This window comes from Shouchella xiaoxiensis, assembly GCF_016907895.1.
GTDB lineage: Bacteria > Bacillota > Bacilli > Bacillales > Bacillaceae_D > Shouchella > Shouchella xiaoxiensis.
Genome location: NZ_JAFBCV010000030.1, coordinates 1 through 18,419, shown reverse-complemented (window position 1 = coordinate 18,419; position 18,419 = coordinate 1). Strand labels below are relative to the sequence as shown.

Genomic DNA, 18,419 nt, shown 5'->3' with positions numbered 1-18,419 from the left:
GGGTATGTGAGCAGGGAACTAACGGAAGAGAGGTTCATCAGCGATCCATTTGTCCATCAAATAGAGGCAAAGATGTATCGGACGGGAGATTTAGCACGTTATCAAGAAGACGGAAATATTGAATTTCTAGGCAGGTTGGATCACCAAGTGAAGGTACGTGGTTACCGGGTCGAACTAGGTGAAATCGAATCGGTGTTAAATCAACATAAGAATATTCAAGAATCAGTGGTAGTTGCTAAAGAAGATTCAATGGGAGAAAAGAGTATAATATCATATGTCGTCCCGAAAATATCATATGAAGAAGGGGGGGGGTATGACTTAATTTTAAATAACCAAACAAATACTGAACAAATTAACGAATGGGAAGAGGTATTTAATAAAATTTATGGACAGAAGACATTTGCATCTGAAGATGAGCAAATGTTTAAAGGGTGGACAAGTAGTTATACAGGTTTACCTATACCGAAAAATGAAATGATGGAATGGGCTGAAAGTACAATAGATAGAATTTTAACACAAAACACAGATAATATCTTAGAGATAGGTTGTGGCACAGGAATTTTACTAACTAACATTGCTAAGTATTCTAAGAAATATTATGCTACCGACTTTTCTGCAGAAGCAATAGAATTATTGAAAAATAAAATTATAAAAGACGATTTAACTCATATAAAATTATTTTGCAGAGAAGCAATTGATTTCTCGGATTTTGAAGAAAATAGTTTTGATATGGTTATTATCAACTCAGTTATTCAATACTTTCCTAATATTGAATATCTAACTAAAGTATTACAAGGCGCTGTCAGAGTCTTAAAGAAAGGAGGAACTATTTTTTTAGGTGATGTAAGGAGTCTATCTCATTCAAATATTTTCTATACATCAGTTGAATTGATTCACGCATCAAAAGAAGCTCAGATAAACCAAATAAGACAAAAAATTAATAAAAGAGAAAGAGAAGAAAAGGAATTATTGGTGTCACCAGAATTATTTAATAACTTAAGTGAACTTGTACCACGTATCTCTGGAGTAGATGTTTTATTGAAAAGAGGTAACTGTCAAAATGAATTAACTAAGTTCAGATACGATGCGATTATACATGTTGATAAGAGCTTAGATATTTTGGAAAACATTCATATTACAAACTGGAAAACCAGTAATCTAGACATCAACCAATTAAAAGAATTTCTTTTTACCAGAACGGATGAATTTTTAATAGAGGGTATACCAAATTCTCGTGTATTTAAAGAGTACACGCTAGGAGGAGAATTAAATAAATATGAGGATTCTGTTAGTATAAAACAATTCTTAGAACAAAATTCTAGAAGAGAGATAGGAATAGATCCAGAGGTGATTTGGAAATTGGCAGAACAATATAATTTTTTTGCCCATATAACCTGGTCAACTGTGGGCACAGGCTATTATGATGTGTTTTTTCATAGAAGGCCAGAAAAGCCATTTAAATTTAAGCATTCTTATGATAAAAAAACTGAGCACAGCAATTATAATAAAAAGTTTGCAAATAACCCTTTAATTGGTAAAATATCACAATACTTACGGGCAGAGGTGTATTCGTTTTTGAGAGAGAGATTTCCGAATTATATGATACCATCATCAGTGATTTTTTTAGATTCATTACCCACAACCCCTAATGGTAAAATTGATCGAAATAACCTTCCGGAGGCCTTTATAGAAATAAATGAGAACAGAGGTATAATTAGTGCAAGAAATATTTTGGAATTAAAATTAGTAAGAATTTGGGAAGAAATTTTAGAAGTTCACCCTATTGGTGTTAGAAATAACTTCTTTGATTTAGGTGGGCATTCATTATTAGCCATACGTTTAATTTCTAAAATCAAAGAAGAATTAAATATCGAACTTCCAATGTCTATATTATTCGAAAGGCAAACTATTGAAAAGTTATCTAATGTTATCAGCCCAGATCGTGATTACAATTCCATAATTGTTCCATTTCGAAAAAAAGGCTCAAAAACCCCGTTATTTTTAATACATCCAACGGGTGGAAATGTACTATGCTACGGTAATTTAATTCGTCATTTGCACAATGATAGACCAGTATATGCTGTGCAATCACCAGGGTTATATGGCAACTGGGATTATATAAATAATATTGAAGGCATGGCTAGTTACTATATTGATGAGATTTTAAATGTGCAACCGGAGGGGCCATATATAATAGGAGGATGGTCATTCGGAGGTGTTTTATCATTTGAAATTGGACGGCAGTTAGTTGACAAGGGAAAAGAAGTACAGCAATTGATTGTCATTGATTGCCCATCTCCCAATTATACCGCTGGTTTTAAGGAAATCGATGATGCAGTATTTTTAACTTCGTTTATAAATGAAATTAAAGGATTTTCTGGAGAAGACATTGATATTTCAGATGAAATAGTTAGGGGCATGGATACAATAGATGAAAAAATTCAATACATTATTAATAATTCAACAATAGCTTCTAGTATTGATTTGGATCAAATCATGAATTTAATAACCGTCTACAAGACTAATTTAGAAGCGATGCGAGGTTATAAACCGAGTCATAAAATGAATACACCAATAAACTTGTTTCTCTCGACTGAATCTGAATCTACGGTTTTATGGAATATTAATAAGGAGATGGATACAAATCAAGGTTGGAATCATTACTCTGTAGATTCTATAAAAAGATATCAAATACCTGGAAATCATTTGACTATGATGACAGAACCAAAGGTGCGCTTTTTGGGTGAACAACTAGAAAAAAGCATGAGTAATTTAGTGGAAAGCACATAGATTTAATGTTCTTTAAACAATGGGGTGTAGAAATTGGACTCAATAAAATCTAATTTAAATAAATGGTTTTTAAAACCTAACATATTAGGAAACGAGACTTTACGGATTATTTGTATACCGTATGCAGGAGGGAGTGCTGCCATTTATAAATCATGGGAAAAACTAGCAGGAAAAGATGTGCAATTATATGCATTACAATTACCAGGTAGAGGAGGGCGGTATGAGGAAAAGCCATACACACAGATGGATAATTTAGTCATCGATTTATTCAACGAGATTCGAGAGTTATTCCAAGAAGATACGCCTTATATAATATTCGGTCATAGTATGGGAGCTTTGATTGGTTATGAACTTGTGCGTGTAATTAGAAAAAATGGCCTTAATCTGCCAAAACATTTTATTGTATCCGCAGCTGCTGCACCGAGTACACCAAGAAATGGGAAAACACATAAACTCTCAACACAGGAATTTCAAAATGTCTTACAAGATTACAATGGTACACCCAACGAAATACTTGAGAATTTAGAAATGCTAGAAATGTTTCTTCCTAGTATTAGAGCCGATTTCGAATTGGTGGAAGAGTATTGTTACACTCAGGATAGCCCACTTAATTGTCCAATTACAGCTTTATGGGGTACAAAAGACCACTTAGTAAATATAAGAGAAATAGAAAAGTGGAAGTACCACACAGATAAAAAATTTCAAATAAAACAATTCGAAGGTGATCATTTTTTCATACACAATTACACACCTGACATTGTTAATTTAGTAAAAGGACTCTCATATTAGGAGGATAACTGATGGAAAAAGTGAAGGGTTTACCAAATAAGTCTAATATGAAACACGAGACTTTAATAGATGTATTGGAAAATAAAGCAGAAACTAGTCCCCATTATACCATTTTTCAATGGCTTCAAAATGGTGAAAAAGAAGGGCAAACTTTGTCATACAACAAATTAGAACAAAATGCAAAAGCAATTGCATCAGTACTTCAGGGAATGAATTTAGAAGGAGAAAGTGCACTTTTATTATATCCTTCTGGCTTGGATTTTATTTCAGCTTTCTTTGGTTGTCTATATGGGAAAGTCATTGCTGTCCCTGCGTACCCTCCAAAAAAGAACCATCATATGGAACGGCTAATTAAAATCATCAAGGATTCAAGAGCAAGGGTTATTTTAACAACAACTAGCATAAAACAGAAAATAGTTAATACGAAAGAGTTTGAAAATAATAATATGATTAACATTGTTGCTACAGAAACAATTAATGATAAAGAAGCTTATTTATGGGATAAACCAAAGATCTGTGATAATGATGTCGCATTTTTGCAATACACATCAGGTTCTACTAGTGCGCCAAAAGGTGTAATAGTCACACACAAGAACCTTATTCACAATATTAATATGATAAGAGAAACATTTGATTTAAATCAAAACACAAATATTGCAAGTTGGTTACCTTTTTATCATGATATGGGTTTAATTGGATGCATCTTATCAAGTGTATATTCGAATTCAAAGTGCTATTTAATGTCTCCTATGGATTTTATACAAGAACCAAGAAAATGGATAGATGTGCTTTCAAAATATAAAGTGCATTTTTCAGTTGCTCCAAATTTTGCCTATGATCTTTGTGTCAAAAAGATTAAGGACACAGGTAATAAAAATTGGGATTTGTCTGCTTGGAAGTATGCTGTAAGTGCAGCTGAACCAATTAACGTTGATACAGTCGTTAGTTTTTATCAAAAAATGAAACCTTTTGGACTTCAAAAGCAGTCATTAAGAACGGGATATGGATTAGCGGAGGCAACTTTATTAGTATCTTCTAGTAAGATTGGAGATTGTTTATATGAAAATGTTAGTAGAGAGGGTCTTAAAAATAATGAAGTAAAGGAGAGTGAAGACAATATAAAAATTGTGAATTGCGGATGCACTACCGAAGATCAACAAGTTATTATAGTAAATCCTGACACCTTAATAAAATGTAACGAAAATCAGGTTGGAGAAATATGGGTAAATGGACCGAGTGTTGCAAAAGGTTACTGGAATAATCCGCAAATGACAAGTGAGACATTTGAAGCAAAACATAGACATGATGATAAGAATACCTATTTAAGAACTGGTGACCTTGGTTTTATAAAAGGTAAAAGTATTTATTACTCTGGCAGAATGAAGGATATAATTATCATTCATGGACAAAACTTTTATCCCCAAGATATAGAATCTGTTGTAAATAGAGCGCATCATGCCTTGCAAGACGCAGTTGTTAGTGCTTTTTCAATTACTGATAAAGAAGGAGAGAGGCTTGTTATTATTTCCGAGATTCATCGTAAATATTGGCCTGTTTCATTCTTAAACTTGGAGTTTGTAATTAAAAAGCATAGAGAAGTTATTAATTATGATGAAATAAAATCGAAAGTCAGGGAGACTATAGCAAGGGAATTTGATTTATCATTATATGATTTCATTCTAGTTAAAACAGGAACAATTCCAAAAACATCTAGTGGTAAAATTCAGAGAAATGAGTGTAGAGCTCAATATGAAAGCAATGACTTAAAACTGTGGGGCGATTATATACCTAATCATTAATAACTTCATTTTTGGTGTCCAGGTACAATTGGTTTTTAATGGTTTTTAATTTAAAGAAAAAGAGGGGTAAATATGGAACTAGGTGAATTAAATTTAGTGACTTTGTTGATTTTAGGGTTAGCAGTATTTCGACTGACTTATCTAATAATTTCAGATGTTATAACAGCTCCTATTAGAGGATTCTTTGTTGAAGAAATAGAAGAGACTGACTCACGAGGAAGAATGACTCATTACACAATGCCTAAGATGCCATTTAGTAAGGCAATTATTGGAACCTTAATTACATGTCCTTGGTGTATAAGTGTTTGGATTGGAGCTTTGTTAGTTATAGCTTGGAACTTGTGGCCAACTGTTACTATTTTAATTTCATTGGTATTTGCACTATCTGGTGTTGCAGGATTTATGATGCAACTAAATCGTCTAGTAATAGTCAATACGTATAGTCCATCTAAAAAACAATTACAGCGTATGGAAGAGATGAAGGAACAATTTATGGGGAAAAAAGATAATAATTACACTCCTGATAATAAAAAAGTAAAGGAAGCTAATTAATAAATTGGGAGAAGGTGGTATGATGTCATGTCACTTAAATAATGAGATTACTGTGGCAGAGCGGCAAGGTTTAAACGTAGGAGATATTAAAATCAGATTTAGTAGAAGGGAAATAGAATACGAAGTCTATTCACTTATAGATGATCTATATATGCTGCTATTTTCACCAAATCATAGAATTTGCTATCAAACTCATTTAAAGTTAGCGAAATTTGTTCATTTAGTATCGTGTGATAGCCATGATAGGGGTAAGTGTTGTAAATCTTGTGTTGATCAAGCAGATTTCCTTATGGATAAAATTCCGTATTTGAGAGAGGTATTATTAGCAGATGTTATTGCAACTTATAATAGGGATCCGGCCACTACCAGTTTTGAAGAAATTGTTATTGCTTATCCTGGGATATATGCAGCTGCTGTATATAGAGTTGCGCATGAACTTTATAAAAAAGGCGTTAGATTGCTGCCTAGATTGATGACAGAATGTGCCCACATGAAAACCGGGATTGATATTCATCCAGGAGTGCAGGCGGGAAAAGGGTTATTTATTGATCATGGTACGGGTGTAGTGATAGGAGAAACTTGTATTATTGGTGAAAATGTAACTATTTACCAAGGGGTTACTTTAGGTGCGTTACGAGTAACGCAAAATAAGACTAACAAGATTAAAAGACATCCTACTCTTGGGAATAATGTAACCATTTATGCTGGAGCAACAATCCTTGGTGGTGAGACAGTCATAGGTGAAAGTTCATTGATAGGGGGGAATGTTTGGGTTACTAAGTCAGTAAAGCCTTTTAGTAAAGTGATATATAATCCCGCAGCTGATGTTAATTTCAAAGAATAAAATAATGTCATAGTTATGTATATTTCAGCTGTTTAATGAGGTAGATAGTATGATAAGAATCTATGCTTTAAAACTTAAAGAGAGTGAACTTTCTTCCTATGAATTATCAAGCCTTTTAAACTATGTGTCATCGACTAAAAAAGAAAAAATATTAAAATACAGGAATAAACTTGATGCTATGCGCAGTTTATATGCTGACTTACTAATAAGACACCTTATTAGTAAGTCACTCAGCATAAAAAATAAAGATATAGAATTGGTTGTTAACAAATATGGCAAGCCATATTTAAAAAAACACAATTTAAATTTTAATCTTTCCCACTCTGGATTTTGGATTGTATGTGTAATTGGAAGTAATTCAATAGGCATAGATGTAGAGGAAGTGAAGGATATCAATTTGAACATTGCTAAAGTCTTTTCAAAGGAGGAGTATGATTTTTTAAGATTGAAAAAGGAAAAAAAAGAAAGGATATCAACTTTTTTCAAATTATGGACTTTGAAAGAAAGCGTTGTAAAAGCTTTAGGAAAGGGGCTGTCTATACCATTAGATTCTTTTAGTATCGATTCCATAGACAAAGAACCAAAAGTAAAGTTTATGGGTCTTGTAGATGCAGAATATACATTAAGAAATATTGATTTTGATGATGGATATGAATTGTCCATCTGTACAATTGGCAATGATGAATTTGGTGGGCTTTATTATATGGATATCCATGAAGTGGTGAACAGTTGTAAAATGTAACTAAATATTCTGTACACAAAAAACATAAATAGATTAAACAAGAATACACTGCTATGAAGGTTTCACTGTTTGATTTTAATATAACCATATTTCGTAAGCTACATAAGTATTAGGCCTTGTAGTTGCGTAAACATTTCAGGGGGGAAGTAATGAAGTGGTTAAGCTATGTAATTGAGAGAAGGATAATGATTTTTTTAACGGTTGTGCTAATTGTTATTGGCGGAGGTTATGCCTTATTTAATTTGGATCAAGAGTTACTGCCCTCTGTTACGATGGACGGAGCTACTGTTGAGGTGTCAGCTGGTGACATCTCCGCCAATGAAGTAGAACGTTCCATTACTTCAAATTTGGAACAGCGATTAAGAGAAATAGAAGATGTAACTAAGGTTATTTCTAATACAAATACAGGCAGGAGTTCCTTGCAATTATCTTTTAGGCAGGGTAAGGGGGATGAAGCTTTTGAGGAAGTTGAATCAATTGTTTATATGGAGGCTGCTGAAAATGAGTTAATTGAAGGTGTAGATGTAAATCAAAATGGGACAACAGCTGCATATGATTATTTTATGGATATATCTAATGGTGATATGGAGGAAATAACCAATTTTGTGGATGGAACGTTAAAGCCTAGGTTAGAGAGTTTACCAGAGGTAGCAGCAGTTAATGTCAATGGGATACTTGAAAATGAAGTAGAAATTGAATTAGATCGTGAAGAGATCGAGGATAAAAGTATTAATATCGAACAAGTAATTGAAATCATTCAACAACAAAACAATGATTCTATTATTGGAATGTTACGTGATGAGGAAGGATCACCTTTTTTACGTTGGCATACATCACTGGAAAGTATTGATCATATAGAGAGGATTCAAATACCTTCTCAAGAGGGCAGTTTTACACTAGATGATATCGCCACAGTTACTATGAGCCCTAAAGATAATTTGAATGAAATTTGGAAGAATGGTTCACAAGAATTAATATTTGTTCAAATAGCTAGATCAAATGATATAACACAAATTGAGTTAGCAGATTCAGTAAGAGAAGAAATAAAAACTATTAACGAAGAAGGGTTAATTAGAGGTTTTGAAGTAAATGAGATGGTATCTCAGGCTGATTATGTGGAGGATGCTCTTAGTGGAGTGACTATAAACATATTAATTGGTGCCGGCCTAGCTATAGGAATTCTATTAATATTCTTGAAAAATATACGGGCTACCTTGATTATAGGTGTATCTATACCTACATCGATCTTATTAACATTGTGGATAATGCAAATATTGGATTATAGTTTTAATATCTTAACTCTTATGGGTCTGGGCCTAGGAATTGGGATTATGGTGGATTCATCCATAGTGATACTTGAATCAATATATAGTAAAAAAGAAAAAGGGTTAAATAATAAAGAGGCTATTATACAGGGAACTAAACAAGTCGCAAGTCCAATCGTAGCTTCTGTTATGACAACTATTGTTGTCTTCTTACCAATAGGTTACCTTGAAGGTGACATTGGACAATTGATGGTGATGATCTCAGTAGTAGTTTCAACTACCTTAATTAGTTCCATGGTCATTTCATTCACGGTAATTCCAACTGTTGCAAAAGGATTTTTAAAGATAAGACTAACAAATGAAAAAAAGAAAGATGGAATTATTCTAGGGAAATACAGTCAGCTCATTTCATGGATAGTCAAAAAGAAGCGCCGAAGTTTAGGGGTTCTTTTAACCTTTCTCCTTTTTTTCGTAGCATCTTTAACTTTAGTTACCAAGATACCGATGGGATTAATGCCGGATATGCACGATCGTTATGCTGAAGTTATTGTTGACCTTGACCCAGGGGTAACATCAGATGAAAAAGAAATTGTAGCAAAGCAAATTAATGAGAATTTATCTGTTATTAAAGATGTTGAATCAAATTACATTATGGATTCTGGGGGCATGTTTTATGTAATGATTAACATGACAAAGGGAGAAAAAATTGTCATGAATCAAGAAAAAGTAAATGAAGAAATATATAGTTCCTTAAGAACACTCGAAGAAACACAACCAATTCTTTCTGTACAAAATGCGATGACAGGTGGTGCAGCCCACCCTGTACAAGTGAATATTAGGGGGGAAGACTTTAATCAATTAAAGGAAATATCGACTGAATTCTCTTCGAAGTTGGAAGAGATTGAAGGCATTGTAGGGGTTTTAAGCTCTAATAACAGAACGTTTATTGAGGAAGAAGTTTTCTTAGATGAGGTGGCTATAGTAGATGCTGGATTAGAAGAAAATCAAATAAGGCAAATAGTCCAGCAATCATTTTTAGATGTTTCTTTAGGCGATGTAACCCTTTCGGAGCAAACCTATCCTTTATCAATTAAATGGAATGAATCTACGACAACAGTATCAGATTTACTTGATTTAGAGGTTCCGACGCAAGACAGCGTAGAGACACTCGATAATTTTATTACACTAAGAAAGGTAGAAATACCGAATGAGATAACACGCGAGGATGGTGAAAGATTTGTTGTGGTGTCTGCAGATTTCGAAAATACTGATAGTGGCACTGTCAATCGAGATGTTAGTAATTTAATCGAGGAAATGGACGTACCAGAGGGTTATAGTATATCGGTTGCGGGGGACTTAGAACAACAACAGCAGGTATTGCAACAAATGATTGTGGTACTAGGTGTTGCGATATTTCTAATATTCTCAGTGATGGCTGTTCAGTTTAACCATCTTATACATCCACTATTTGTTATGTCGGTAATACCAGTCGTGATCACTGGTGTAATTTTGGGTTTATTTATCACGCAATACGAGCTTAATGTTATGTCCGGAATAGGTATTATTATGTTGATAGGAATATCATTAAACAATGCAATTCTTCTAATTGATAAAACTAACAAACTTAGAAAAGGTGGTTATAATGTAGAAAAAGCATTAGTTGAGGCAGGTAAAAGCAGAGTTCGGCCAATATTTATGACAACTTTAACAACTGTGGCTGGTATGTTGCCTTTGGCACTAGCTTCAGGTATATCTGGAAACTATCAAGCTCCAATGGCTGTTGCAATAATATCAGGCTTATTGTTTTCAACTCTTGTTACCTTATTATTATTTCCAGCAGTTTATCGTCTTTTTTCTATTGAACGTAAGTCGAATACCATTAAAGAGGGTAAGAAACAGTTAACAAGTTGAGAATAGTTGGAATGAAGGCAAGGATTAGCTAGTTTATTAAAGGATCATTCATTAGCTTGAATGTGCAACAGATATTAAATTGAGAAAACCTGGGCTGCCTATTCCTTATATTAATAGAGAATAGGCAGCTTTAATGTAAGATGTTTTTCTTAAATGAAAAGGATAGAACTGATATCTAATAATTGAGCATTTTAGGATTAAACAACTTTCAGAGGATAAAACGTTTACCTTTTTTTTAAAATAGATTTTAAATTGTGTAGTGACAGTTTAATAAAGCGTAGAGGCTTTCACACGAAAGCCTCTTTTCTAATGGGAATATTGATAAAACCAAATCAAATTGGTGAATGTTTGTGCTTCCGTCTTAAGTTGCGTTTCTTTAAATGTATTTTGAAGTGGTTTTAGTAGTGGAATCAATACCGACTTTCGTAATCGCTTTTCTTTTAATTATGGCTTTATTATCGAGCAAAGGCGTATTGTCTTCGCTCATGTTTGTGTAGCGGTTTACGAATAACGTATGTTGAAGCATACCAGTAAAAAGGACGACGCTTTCAAATGCATATGGCCTGAATTCTTCGCCCCTTACTTCGATTAACCGAGCTGTCAACCATTCCATGTCTTTTATGCGATGTTGGAGAACAAGTTTCTTTAAATCCGCTTCATTCGAATGGAGAATGGCTTCAAATAAACGGTATAGTTTTCGTTCTTCATGTAGACGGATAAGAATCGAGATCTGCTCAATGAAGATGGTTCGGACTTGTTTGTCTTTACCAATCTGAGCTGTGATCCGGGATTGGTTTGCTTCTTCACGTGAATTTTCCAAGATTTCGGCCATGCAGTCATTTTTGGAGGAAAAGTGATTGTAAAAGGTTCCTTTTGAAATGTTTGCCCCGTCTGCCACTCGTAGTCATTAGCTTAGTCCTTTCAATATGGAAGCTCGACAATGTCTTGCCGCAAAACAAGGAAGCGAAACTGGACTACTTATCTGTTGTGTTATCGAGTCTTGGTCTTGGTGGATTGTTGTACGGATTTAGTTCTGCTAGCGCAGATGGTTGGACAGATACGTGGGTATTAACAACACTCATTGTTGGATCCATTACGCTTGCGGCGTTTATATCGGCCACTTGATTAGCACTTTGTGGTGCTATATGGCTTATGTTATCACCTATGCGAAACGTAAAACTTGAAGAAGATTACGATGAATAACTGGAATCCATTTAAAATGGTTAGACAAAGTTGTTGTGACAAGCCCAATTGTCATTTATATCATCCGTGAAGACTCCAAAGATATAAAAACATCGGCGTATAAACTTATCACTTATTGGGAGTTAGATTTAACACAAGGCAATTGAAAGAAAAAGCCCCAATGACTGAAGAATTTATACGCTACAGAATAGAAGCTAGCTTACACGATGTCAAAACCACACCCTAAAATTACCCGAGATGTGATTATGATAGAAGCGATGTAAAGGGGCGGAGCAAAGAGAAAAAGGGAATAATTAGAAATTTGATAAACCATTCACCATGAGATATTATACAAATCAATTTCCATCATAACTTGCTTCAATATATGCTTCTGCTTTCTCAAAATCACTGTCTTGATAAAGGGTCAATTCCAAAATTCCTGTACCGAAGTGACCGATATTCGCAATATCTCGAGTGAAGCCTTCCTCTGAGAATAAAATTAGAGAGGCGACTCACCCTTCTGATAATTTATTAACAACTTGTTAAAACTGAAACAAAGTCTTGAAAGGGCGGGAATACCACTTGCTGAGATATTTGAGAGTATTGGGAAACATAGTGCGAGTTTAGAAATAACGGACGTAAATGATGAAGAGTCTTATATAGGAATAAAGATAAATGATGTCAATTTTTTTAAATCTAGGCCGTTTCCTAAACACATTGCTAGAGTGTTGGCCTTTCGTAAAGGGTTCTTATTGTATCTCTTAAAATCAGAAATACTACCGTTATTAGAAAGCGGTCGGGGAAATATAATTTACGACGAGGAAGATTATATGAATTATTTATTCTAACTTGATCGATCTATGCGACTGAAACCAAACCAACCAGACTAAGTCTAAGTACTGTCATGAATGACGCACGAGTAAGCGGTGTTAAGGCAATTAGCGCGTACGCTCAATCGATGAAAATAGGAACTCTCATGACGGTTGGCAAAGTAAGCAACGCGCAATCAAGCGTAAAACAACCAATATGAAAGACAGACTCAGCCATGGAATGAATAACCTACAACAGAACTTAAACAGGCGCCAGCCGCAGCAATAGAAGGAGTTGGCGGAAGCAAGTTACCAATGGACTCGATAGACATACATAAGATCCTTGCGGGTGTCAATGATGTTACTACCTCTACATGTTTTCGCCAACCGTTAACATATTCAATCTGTCCAAAAATAAGATGGTGAATTATTTTAGCCCTCATAACTCTCCTTATTCTAGTATTCTTTTTACTTCCGCTACCCTACCTAAGAGTGATGTACTCAAAGTAATTGAAGCGTTGCCCGGTAAGAGCGTCCATCATTCGCGCTTTTTCATATGATGTTCTGGATCGTTCTCATCCAATCGTCTTAACCATATGGCTATTTGCAGAGGGACGCAATCGGTAAATAATTGTGGGTCGTAGCCCGTACTGTCATGAATCTTCTTTAATCGGTACACGAGTGAGTTGCGGTGAATAAACAGGGACTTGGCACAATCACCAATGTTGCTATTATGACTGAAAAAGTGTTCAAGGGTTTTGATGTATTTTTCTGAGACGTTTTCTAAAATGGATTGATAATACTGTTGTTTACTAAGTGTTGGCAATTCATGCAAGAGCGCTTGTGTTTGGACGTCTTGAAAATACGTGATTGTGTTGGGCTTCGTACCCAATGTTAGTGCAGACCGGGCTTCTTGATAAGAGGACGCAATGGTAAACAGATCATAACGTTGACTGCCAGTAGCAATGCTGAACGAAACGTTTTTTTGTAGGAGCAATGTTTGAAGCGTTTGCAACTTTTTTGAAACTGTCTCATGAGCTGTTGCTGTTGTTAATAGATACATTTGTTCTAGCGTGACGTAACCGATAAGCGTCATGTGTTCGTCAAAGTTGGTTCTAATGATATCCAATAAAGCGCTCCGCTGCATGCTTGCGGCATCCGCATTAATTAAGGTTACTTGGAAAGGTGGAACAAGTTTGAACGATGCTTGCTTTCCCTTGTCTTCGATGACATGAGGTGAAATGTTTTTTTGAATCAATTCATGAAACAATTGGTCGCGTATGCGCTGTTTCCATTCCGATTGTTCGAAAAGATAGGCTTGGCGAACCATCATTTCGGTATTCATTTTAACAAGCTCCCCAAATTCCCAAATCTCATCTGGATCACCTGTAAGGCCAATCACGCCAATCATTTCGCCTTGAAATTCTATGGGCATGTTTAAGCCTGGTTTTGAGGTGCGCCAGTTTGGCAGATCTTCCTTTCGTATCATAAGGCTTTTCCCGGTTTTTAAAACATGAACAGCACCATCATGAATTTGATTTACACGGGACGGATCTGAAGAAGCTAAAATAATTCCAAAGCGGTCCATCATGTTCATAGGTCGATTTAAACGTTTGGTTGTTTGTTCGACCACCTCGACTGCAAGATCCTTTGTTAACATATCAATGTCTCCATCTCATTTACTCAGTTTTTATATATTATACACAAAAAATAATGCGATTTATCTATTCTTTTTGTTTACCATAAACGATGATTAATCTTTTGATGCAACTTATAATGAACAGTATAAGAAATCGCAAAGGTGGTTACAAGATGAGAGTTGTCATTGCGCCAGACTCTTTTAAAGGGAGCTTGTCTGCTGTTGAGGTAGCAAACGTGATGGAGCAAGCTATTTCGAAAGCGCTTCCAAAAATGGAGACGATATGCGTACCTGTTGCGGATGGTGGAGAAGGCACAATGGATAGCCTTGTCTCAGCAACAGGAGGAAAGAAGGTAGAGGTAACGGTAAAAGGCCCTACGTGTAAACCGGTAGGAGCAGAATATGGCGTATTAGGAGATAACGAAACGTGTGTAATTGAAATGGCGAGTGCTTCTGGGCTTGTGTTAATTCCAGCTAATGAGCGTAATCCAATGGTTACCACCACATATGGAACGGGAGAGCTTATTCAAGCGGCGTTGGACGCAGGCTATCGTACGTTTATTTTAGCGGTTGGAGGAAGTGCAACCAACGATGGCGGCGCTGGTATGCTTCAAGCGTTAGGAATGAACTTGCTCGATGAAACAGGCGCTTCAATCGGTTATGGTGGTGCCGAGCTAGGGCGGGTGGCCAGCATTGATGATGCAGATTTTGATAAACGGATTGCCGACTCAAGCTTTATGATTGCATCCGATGTGCAAAATCCTTTCGTTGGTCCTACTGGTGCTTCAGCTGTGTATGGTCCGCAAAAAGGAGCTACAGCTGAGATGGTGGCGACGCTGGATTGCATTTTAACGAACTGGGCCGATTTGATTGAGGAAAAGACGCTCGTTCGCCTTCATGAAAAACCAGGTGCAGGTGCTGCTGGAGGTATTGGTGGGGCATTCCAAGCATTCTTTCCGTCCTCTATGCGTCGAGGCATTGATATTGTCATTGACTACACGGGTCTAGAGCAAAAGCTTGAAGGAGCTGACCTTGTGTTAACAGGAGAAGGGCAAATTGATTATCAGACTGCTTCAGGAAAAACACCGATGGGCGTAGCGGAAGCGGCGAAAAAGCAGGGAATACCGGTTATTGCGATTGCCGGGTCTGTTGGAGAAGGAATTGAAGAACTCTATCAATACGGCATTACAAGTGTGTTCAGTATTGTAAAGGGCCCAATGAACTTGCAGCAAGCGATTGAGCATTGCGAGGAGTATGTTATGTTTACAACCGAACAAGTTGTTCGGACCTTTTTTGCGAAACAGAACTAAAAAACGAGTAGGCTTGCGGGCCTGCTCAAAAAGGGGGTTTTACCATGTTGTTTCTTATTATAGCTATTGGTGTCTTACTCATTATCGTCGCCACGTCTAAATTTAAGGTTCATCCGTTCTTATCACTCTTACTAGGTACATTATTTGTTGGTTTTGCATCAGGTATGTCATTTGATTTAATCGTTGAAAGCATTAATTCCGGTTTTGGAAATCTGTTAATGAGTATTGGTCTTGTTATTGTGTTCGGTACAATCATTGGCGTCATTCTAGAAAAAGCTGGTGCGGCGTATCGAATGGCAGAGGTCGTCCTTAGAATTGTGGGGCCAAAGCATCCTCAGCTTGCGATGAGCATTATTGGATTTATTGTATCGATTCCTGTATTTTGTGATTCAGGTTTTATTATTTTAAACAGTTTAAGGAAAGCGCTATCAAAACGAGCGAAAGTGTCAATGGCTTCCATGTCTGTTGCACTAGCAACAGGGCTTTATGCAACTCATACACTCGTTCCACCTACGCCAGGACCAATCGCGGCGGCAGGGAATATTGGCGCTGATGCTTACTTAGGTACGGTGATCTTTATTGGATTCATCGTTGCCGTGCCTGCAACGTTAGTTGGTTATCTATGGGCGATTAAAGTGGCAACGAAGATTGAGGTACCAGAAGATGTGTCGGCAACCGGTGAAGAATTCGATTACGATAAGGTCGTTGCTTCATTTGGAAAAATGCCATCAACCTTCTCAGCGTTTTTACCCATTCTCTTGCCGATCCTGTTAATTGCAGCAGGCTCGATTTTAACTGTTGCCGAAGTTGATAACGGTGTAGCCGCTTTTTTTGTTTTCTTAGGTAAACCAGTCATTGCGCTCTTAGTAGGCGTTATTGCAGCCCTGCCATTACTTCCAGCTTTTAATGAAGAAACGCTGAATGGCTGGGTCGGGCAAGCGTTAAAAGATGCCGCACCGATCTTGCTCATTACAGGTGTCGGCGGTTCATTTGGAACAGTTATTCGAAACTCAGGTGTAGAAGAAATTATTCAAAACTGGGAGATCGGCGGAATGTTTACTGGCGCTTTATTTTTATTGATCCCGTTTATCATTGCCGCAGCGTTAAAAACAGCGCAAGGTTCCTCCACAACCGCACTCGTCATCACGTCATCCTTGGTTGCACCGATGTTGCCTGTGATGGGGATTGAAGGAGCGGTTCCATTAGCCCTTGTTGTGATGGCTGTGGGCGCCGGTGCGATGACGGTATCGCACGTTAATGACAGTTACTTCTGGGTCGTGACGCAATTTACCGGCATGAAGGTAAACGATGCGTATAAAGCACAAACAATGGCGACGCTTTTGCAAGGAATTGTCACGATTGTGGTGACGATGATATTATGGATGATCCTTGTGTAGCAAGAAAACCAGCAGAATCTTAGATTCTGCTGGTTTTCTGTTTAATACGGTACTTTTTCGGTTTTGATGAAACCGTTTTACTAAACATCATTTGGGGTACCCATAATCGATAAGGAAATATATGGAGTATTAGCCGATTGTAAAAGGAGAATAAGATGAAAAAAGCGATGATGCTAGGAAGTTTAACAGTGGCAACGGGCTTGTTTGCTGGAGGGTGCAGTCAAGACGGTAGCGCGGAATATGTTGATGCTCTTACAGAAAAAGAAGAAGGAACTAAGTTCAAGTATACGGTTGGAGTTGATGTGACCGCACCAAGTACAACAGAAGGAATGCATGAGGTCTTAGGGCATTTGGCTGCTCATATCGAAGACTTGGATTTGGGTTATACAGTGACTGGAGACAGAGATCAAGGGCACTATGAAATTGATCAGGCAATGCCTCGTCAGGCGCGGCTTGTACCATATCCTGTACAAATGGATGTAACAGGGGGGCTATTGGAAGGTGAATCATTTTATTTAAAAACAGAAGAAATGATTGCGTTTGAGAATGAGCAAGGGACCTATGGTTTTACCTTGGAAACAACACCTGAAGTGGAAGAGACATACCTTGAATTGCCGTTAACTGATCGCCCTTACGATCCAGAAGAATTGTTGGAACGAGATGCGGAATATGAAGCGTTGATCGAAGCGGTGGAAGGGGAAAGTGATGAAGAAGGCAATATGACGTATGTAGTTGATGGTGAAGAAGCGAGTACATATTTTAAAGAACTAATGAAAAAGAGTATGACATTTAGCTTTCCTGGTATTGTCGAGTTGCTAGATGAAGACATGGAAGCACAGGTAACCATTGGTGAAGTAACGATTAACAGCCAGTTAGAAGATGGTAGCTTGAAACAGGAGACATTCACGATTCCGTTTACAGAGAATGAGAGAGAGTGGGAAATGGTCGTCGATATCATGTATGATGACCTCGACTACAGTGGCGATATTCGTGCGATTGCCAACGAGGAAATATTAGAGCTTGAAGCGTTTAACGATTATATTGTCAGTGAACAACAACGTGATCTTGAGGGATTAATGAACTCAATGAACGATTAGGTTTTGGTTAGGCGACTTAATGGGAGAGAATGCGAGCAGGGCGCAATACTTGAGGTCACGGTCGCGGAATAATTATTTGTATGGGTATCTTGATCTTATTTGCATTTTTTGATGGGAGAGAAAACGTAGCTAAACGCAGTAGAAGAAGATTGCTAATCTAGGCTAGTCATACCCACAAAGAAAAGCAGCCATTGGCTGCTCAGGCTGTTGAGAAAGTAATTTCTCAACAGCTTTTTCTTATTTATAGACACCTAAACAAAAATACTCTTGTTATAATGGAAAAAAGAACGGAA

General features: G+C 36.7%; 12 protein-coding genes and 1 pseudogene. 11 read left to right on the top strand and 2 right to left on the bottom strand.

Annotated elements, in window-relative coordinates; all coding sequences use genetic code 11:
• Window positions 1–72 precede the first annotated feature (72 nt).
• The 7 genes from JOC54_RS22540 to JOC54_RS22510 all read left to right on the top strand — a co-directional run bounded on the left by JOC54_RS22540 (window position 73) and on the right by JOC54_RS22510 (window position 10,692).
• A complete protein-coding gene (locus tag JOC54_RS22540) occupies window positions 73–2,790 on the top strand; it encodes a thioesterase domain-containing protein (protein ID WP_367617852.1) in 2,718 nt (905 codons plus the stop codon).
• 33 nt (window positions 2,791–2,823) lie between these two features.
• Complete coding sequence (locus JOC54_RS22535) at window positions 2,824–3,579, top strand: thioesterase II family protein (protein ID WP_204469388.1); 756 nt, start codon at window positions 2,824–2,826, stop codon at window positions 3,577–3,579.
• Window positions 3,580–3,590: 11 nt separating this feature from the next.
• Complete coding sequence (locus JOC54_RS22530; RefSeq protein WP_204469386.1) at window positions 3,591–5,378, top strand: fatty acyl-AMP ligase; 1,788 nt, start codon at window positions 3,591–3,593, stop codon at window positions 5,376–5,378.
• A gap of 72 nt (window positions 5,379–5,450) precedes the next feature.
• Window positions 5,451–5,930, top strand: coding sequence for a DUF1360 domain-containing protein (locus JOC54_RS22525; protein ID WP_204469384.1), 480 nt, complete (start codon window positions 5,451–5,453; stop codon window positions 5,928–5,930).
• 19 nt (window positions 5,931–5,949) lie between these two features.
• Window positions 5,950–6,774 (top strand): serine O-acetyltransferase EpsC, encoded by an 825-nt coding sequence (gene epsC, locus JOC54_RS22520; RefSeq protein ID WP_204469382.1) that lies wholly within the window; start codon window positions 5,950–5,952, stop codon window positions 6,772–6,774.
• A gap of 49 nt (window positions 6,775–6,823) precedes the next feature.
• Complete coding sequence (locus JOC54_RS22515; protein WP_204469379.1) at window positions 6,824–7,516, top strand: 4'-phosphopantetheinyl transferase family protein; 693 nt, start codon at window positions 6,824–6,826, stop codon at window positions 7,514–7,516.
• Window positions 7,517–7,665: 149 nt separating this feature from the next.
• On the top strand, window positions 7,666–10,692 hold the full coding sequence (locus tag JOC54_RS22510; protein WP_204469377.1) for an efflux RND transporter permease subunit: 3,027 nt from the start codon (window positions 7,666–7,668) through the stop codon (window positions 10,690–10,692).
• A gap of 376 nt (window positions 10,693–11,068) precedes the next feature.
• Here the strand turns inward: JOC54_RS22510 and JOC54_RS22505 are convergent, their stop codons facing one another.
• Window positions 11,069–11,524 carry a hypothetical protein gene (locus JOC54_RS22505; protein WP_239586895.1) on the bottom strand — a complete coding sequence of 152 codons (456 nt, stop codon included), beginning with the start codon at window positions 11,522–11,524 and terminating at the stop codon, window positions 11,069–11,071.
• Between the two features lie 59 nt (window positions 11,525–11,583).
• Here JOC54_RS22505 and JOC54_RS22500 point away from each other — a divergent pair.
• A pseudogene (locus tag JOC54_RS22500) lies at window positions 11,584–11,805 on the top strand (MFS transporter); the annotation flags it as partial.
• Window positions 11,806–13,221: 1,416 nt separating this feature from the next.
• Here JOC54_RS22500 and JOC54_RS22495 read toward each other — a convergent pair.
• Entirely contained in the window at window positions 13,222–14,343 is a 1,122-nt protein-coding gene (locus tag JOC54_RS22495; RefSeq protein ID WP_204469372.1) for a CdaR family transcriptional regulator, read from the bottom strand.
• Window positions 14,344–14,495: 152 nt separating this feature from the next.
• On the opposite strand from JOC54_RS22495, the gene JOC54_RS22490 reads away from it, so the two are divergent.
• From JOC54_RS22490 to JOC54_RS22480, 3 genes are all read left to right on the top strand, one after another.
• Window positions 14,496–15,632, top strand: coding sequence for a glycerate kinase family protein (locus JOC54_RS22490; RefSeq protein ID WP_204469370.1), 1,137 nt, complete (start codon window positions 14,496–14,498; stop codon window positions 15,630–15,632).
• 44 nt (window positions 15,633–15,676) lie between these two features.
• Window positions 15,677–17,029: a GntP family permease gene (locus JOC54_RS22485; RefSeq protein ID WP_204469368.1), complete on the top strand. Its 1,353-nt coding sequence runs from the start codon at window positions 15,677–15,679 to the stop codon at window positions 17,027–17,029.
• A 155-nt stretch (window positions 17,030–17,184) separates the two neighbouring features.
• Complete coding sequence (locus JOC54_RS22480; RefSeq protein WP_204469366.1) at window positions 17,185–18,126, top strand: hypothetical protein; 942 nt, start codon at window positions 17,185–17,187, stop codon at window positions 18,124–18,126.
• Window positions 18,127–18,419 lie beyond the last annotated feature (293 nt).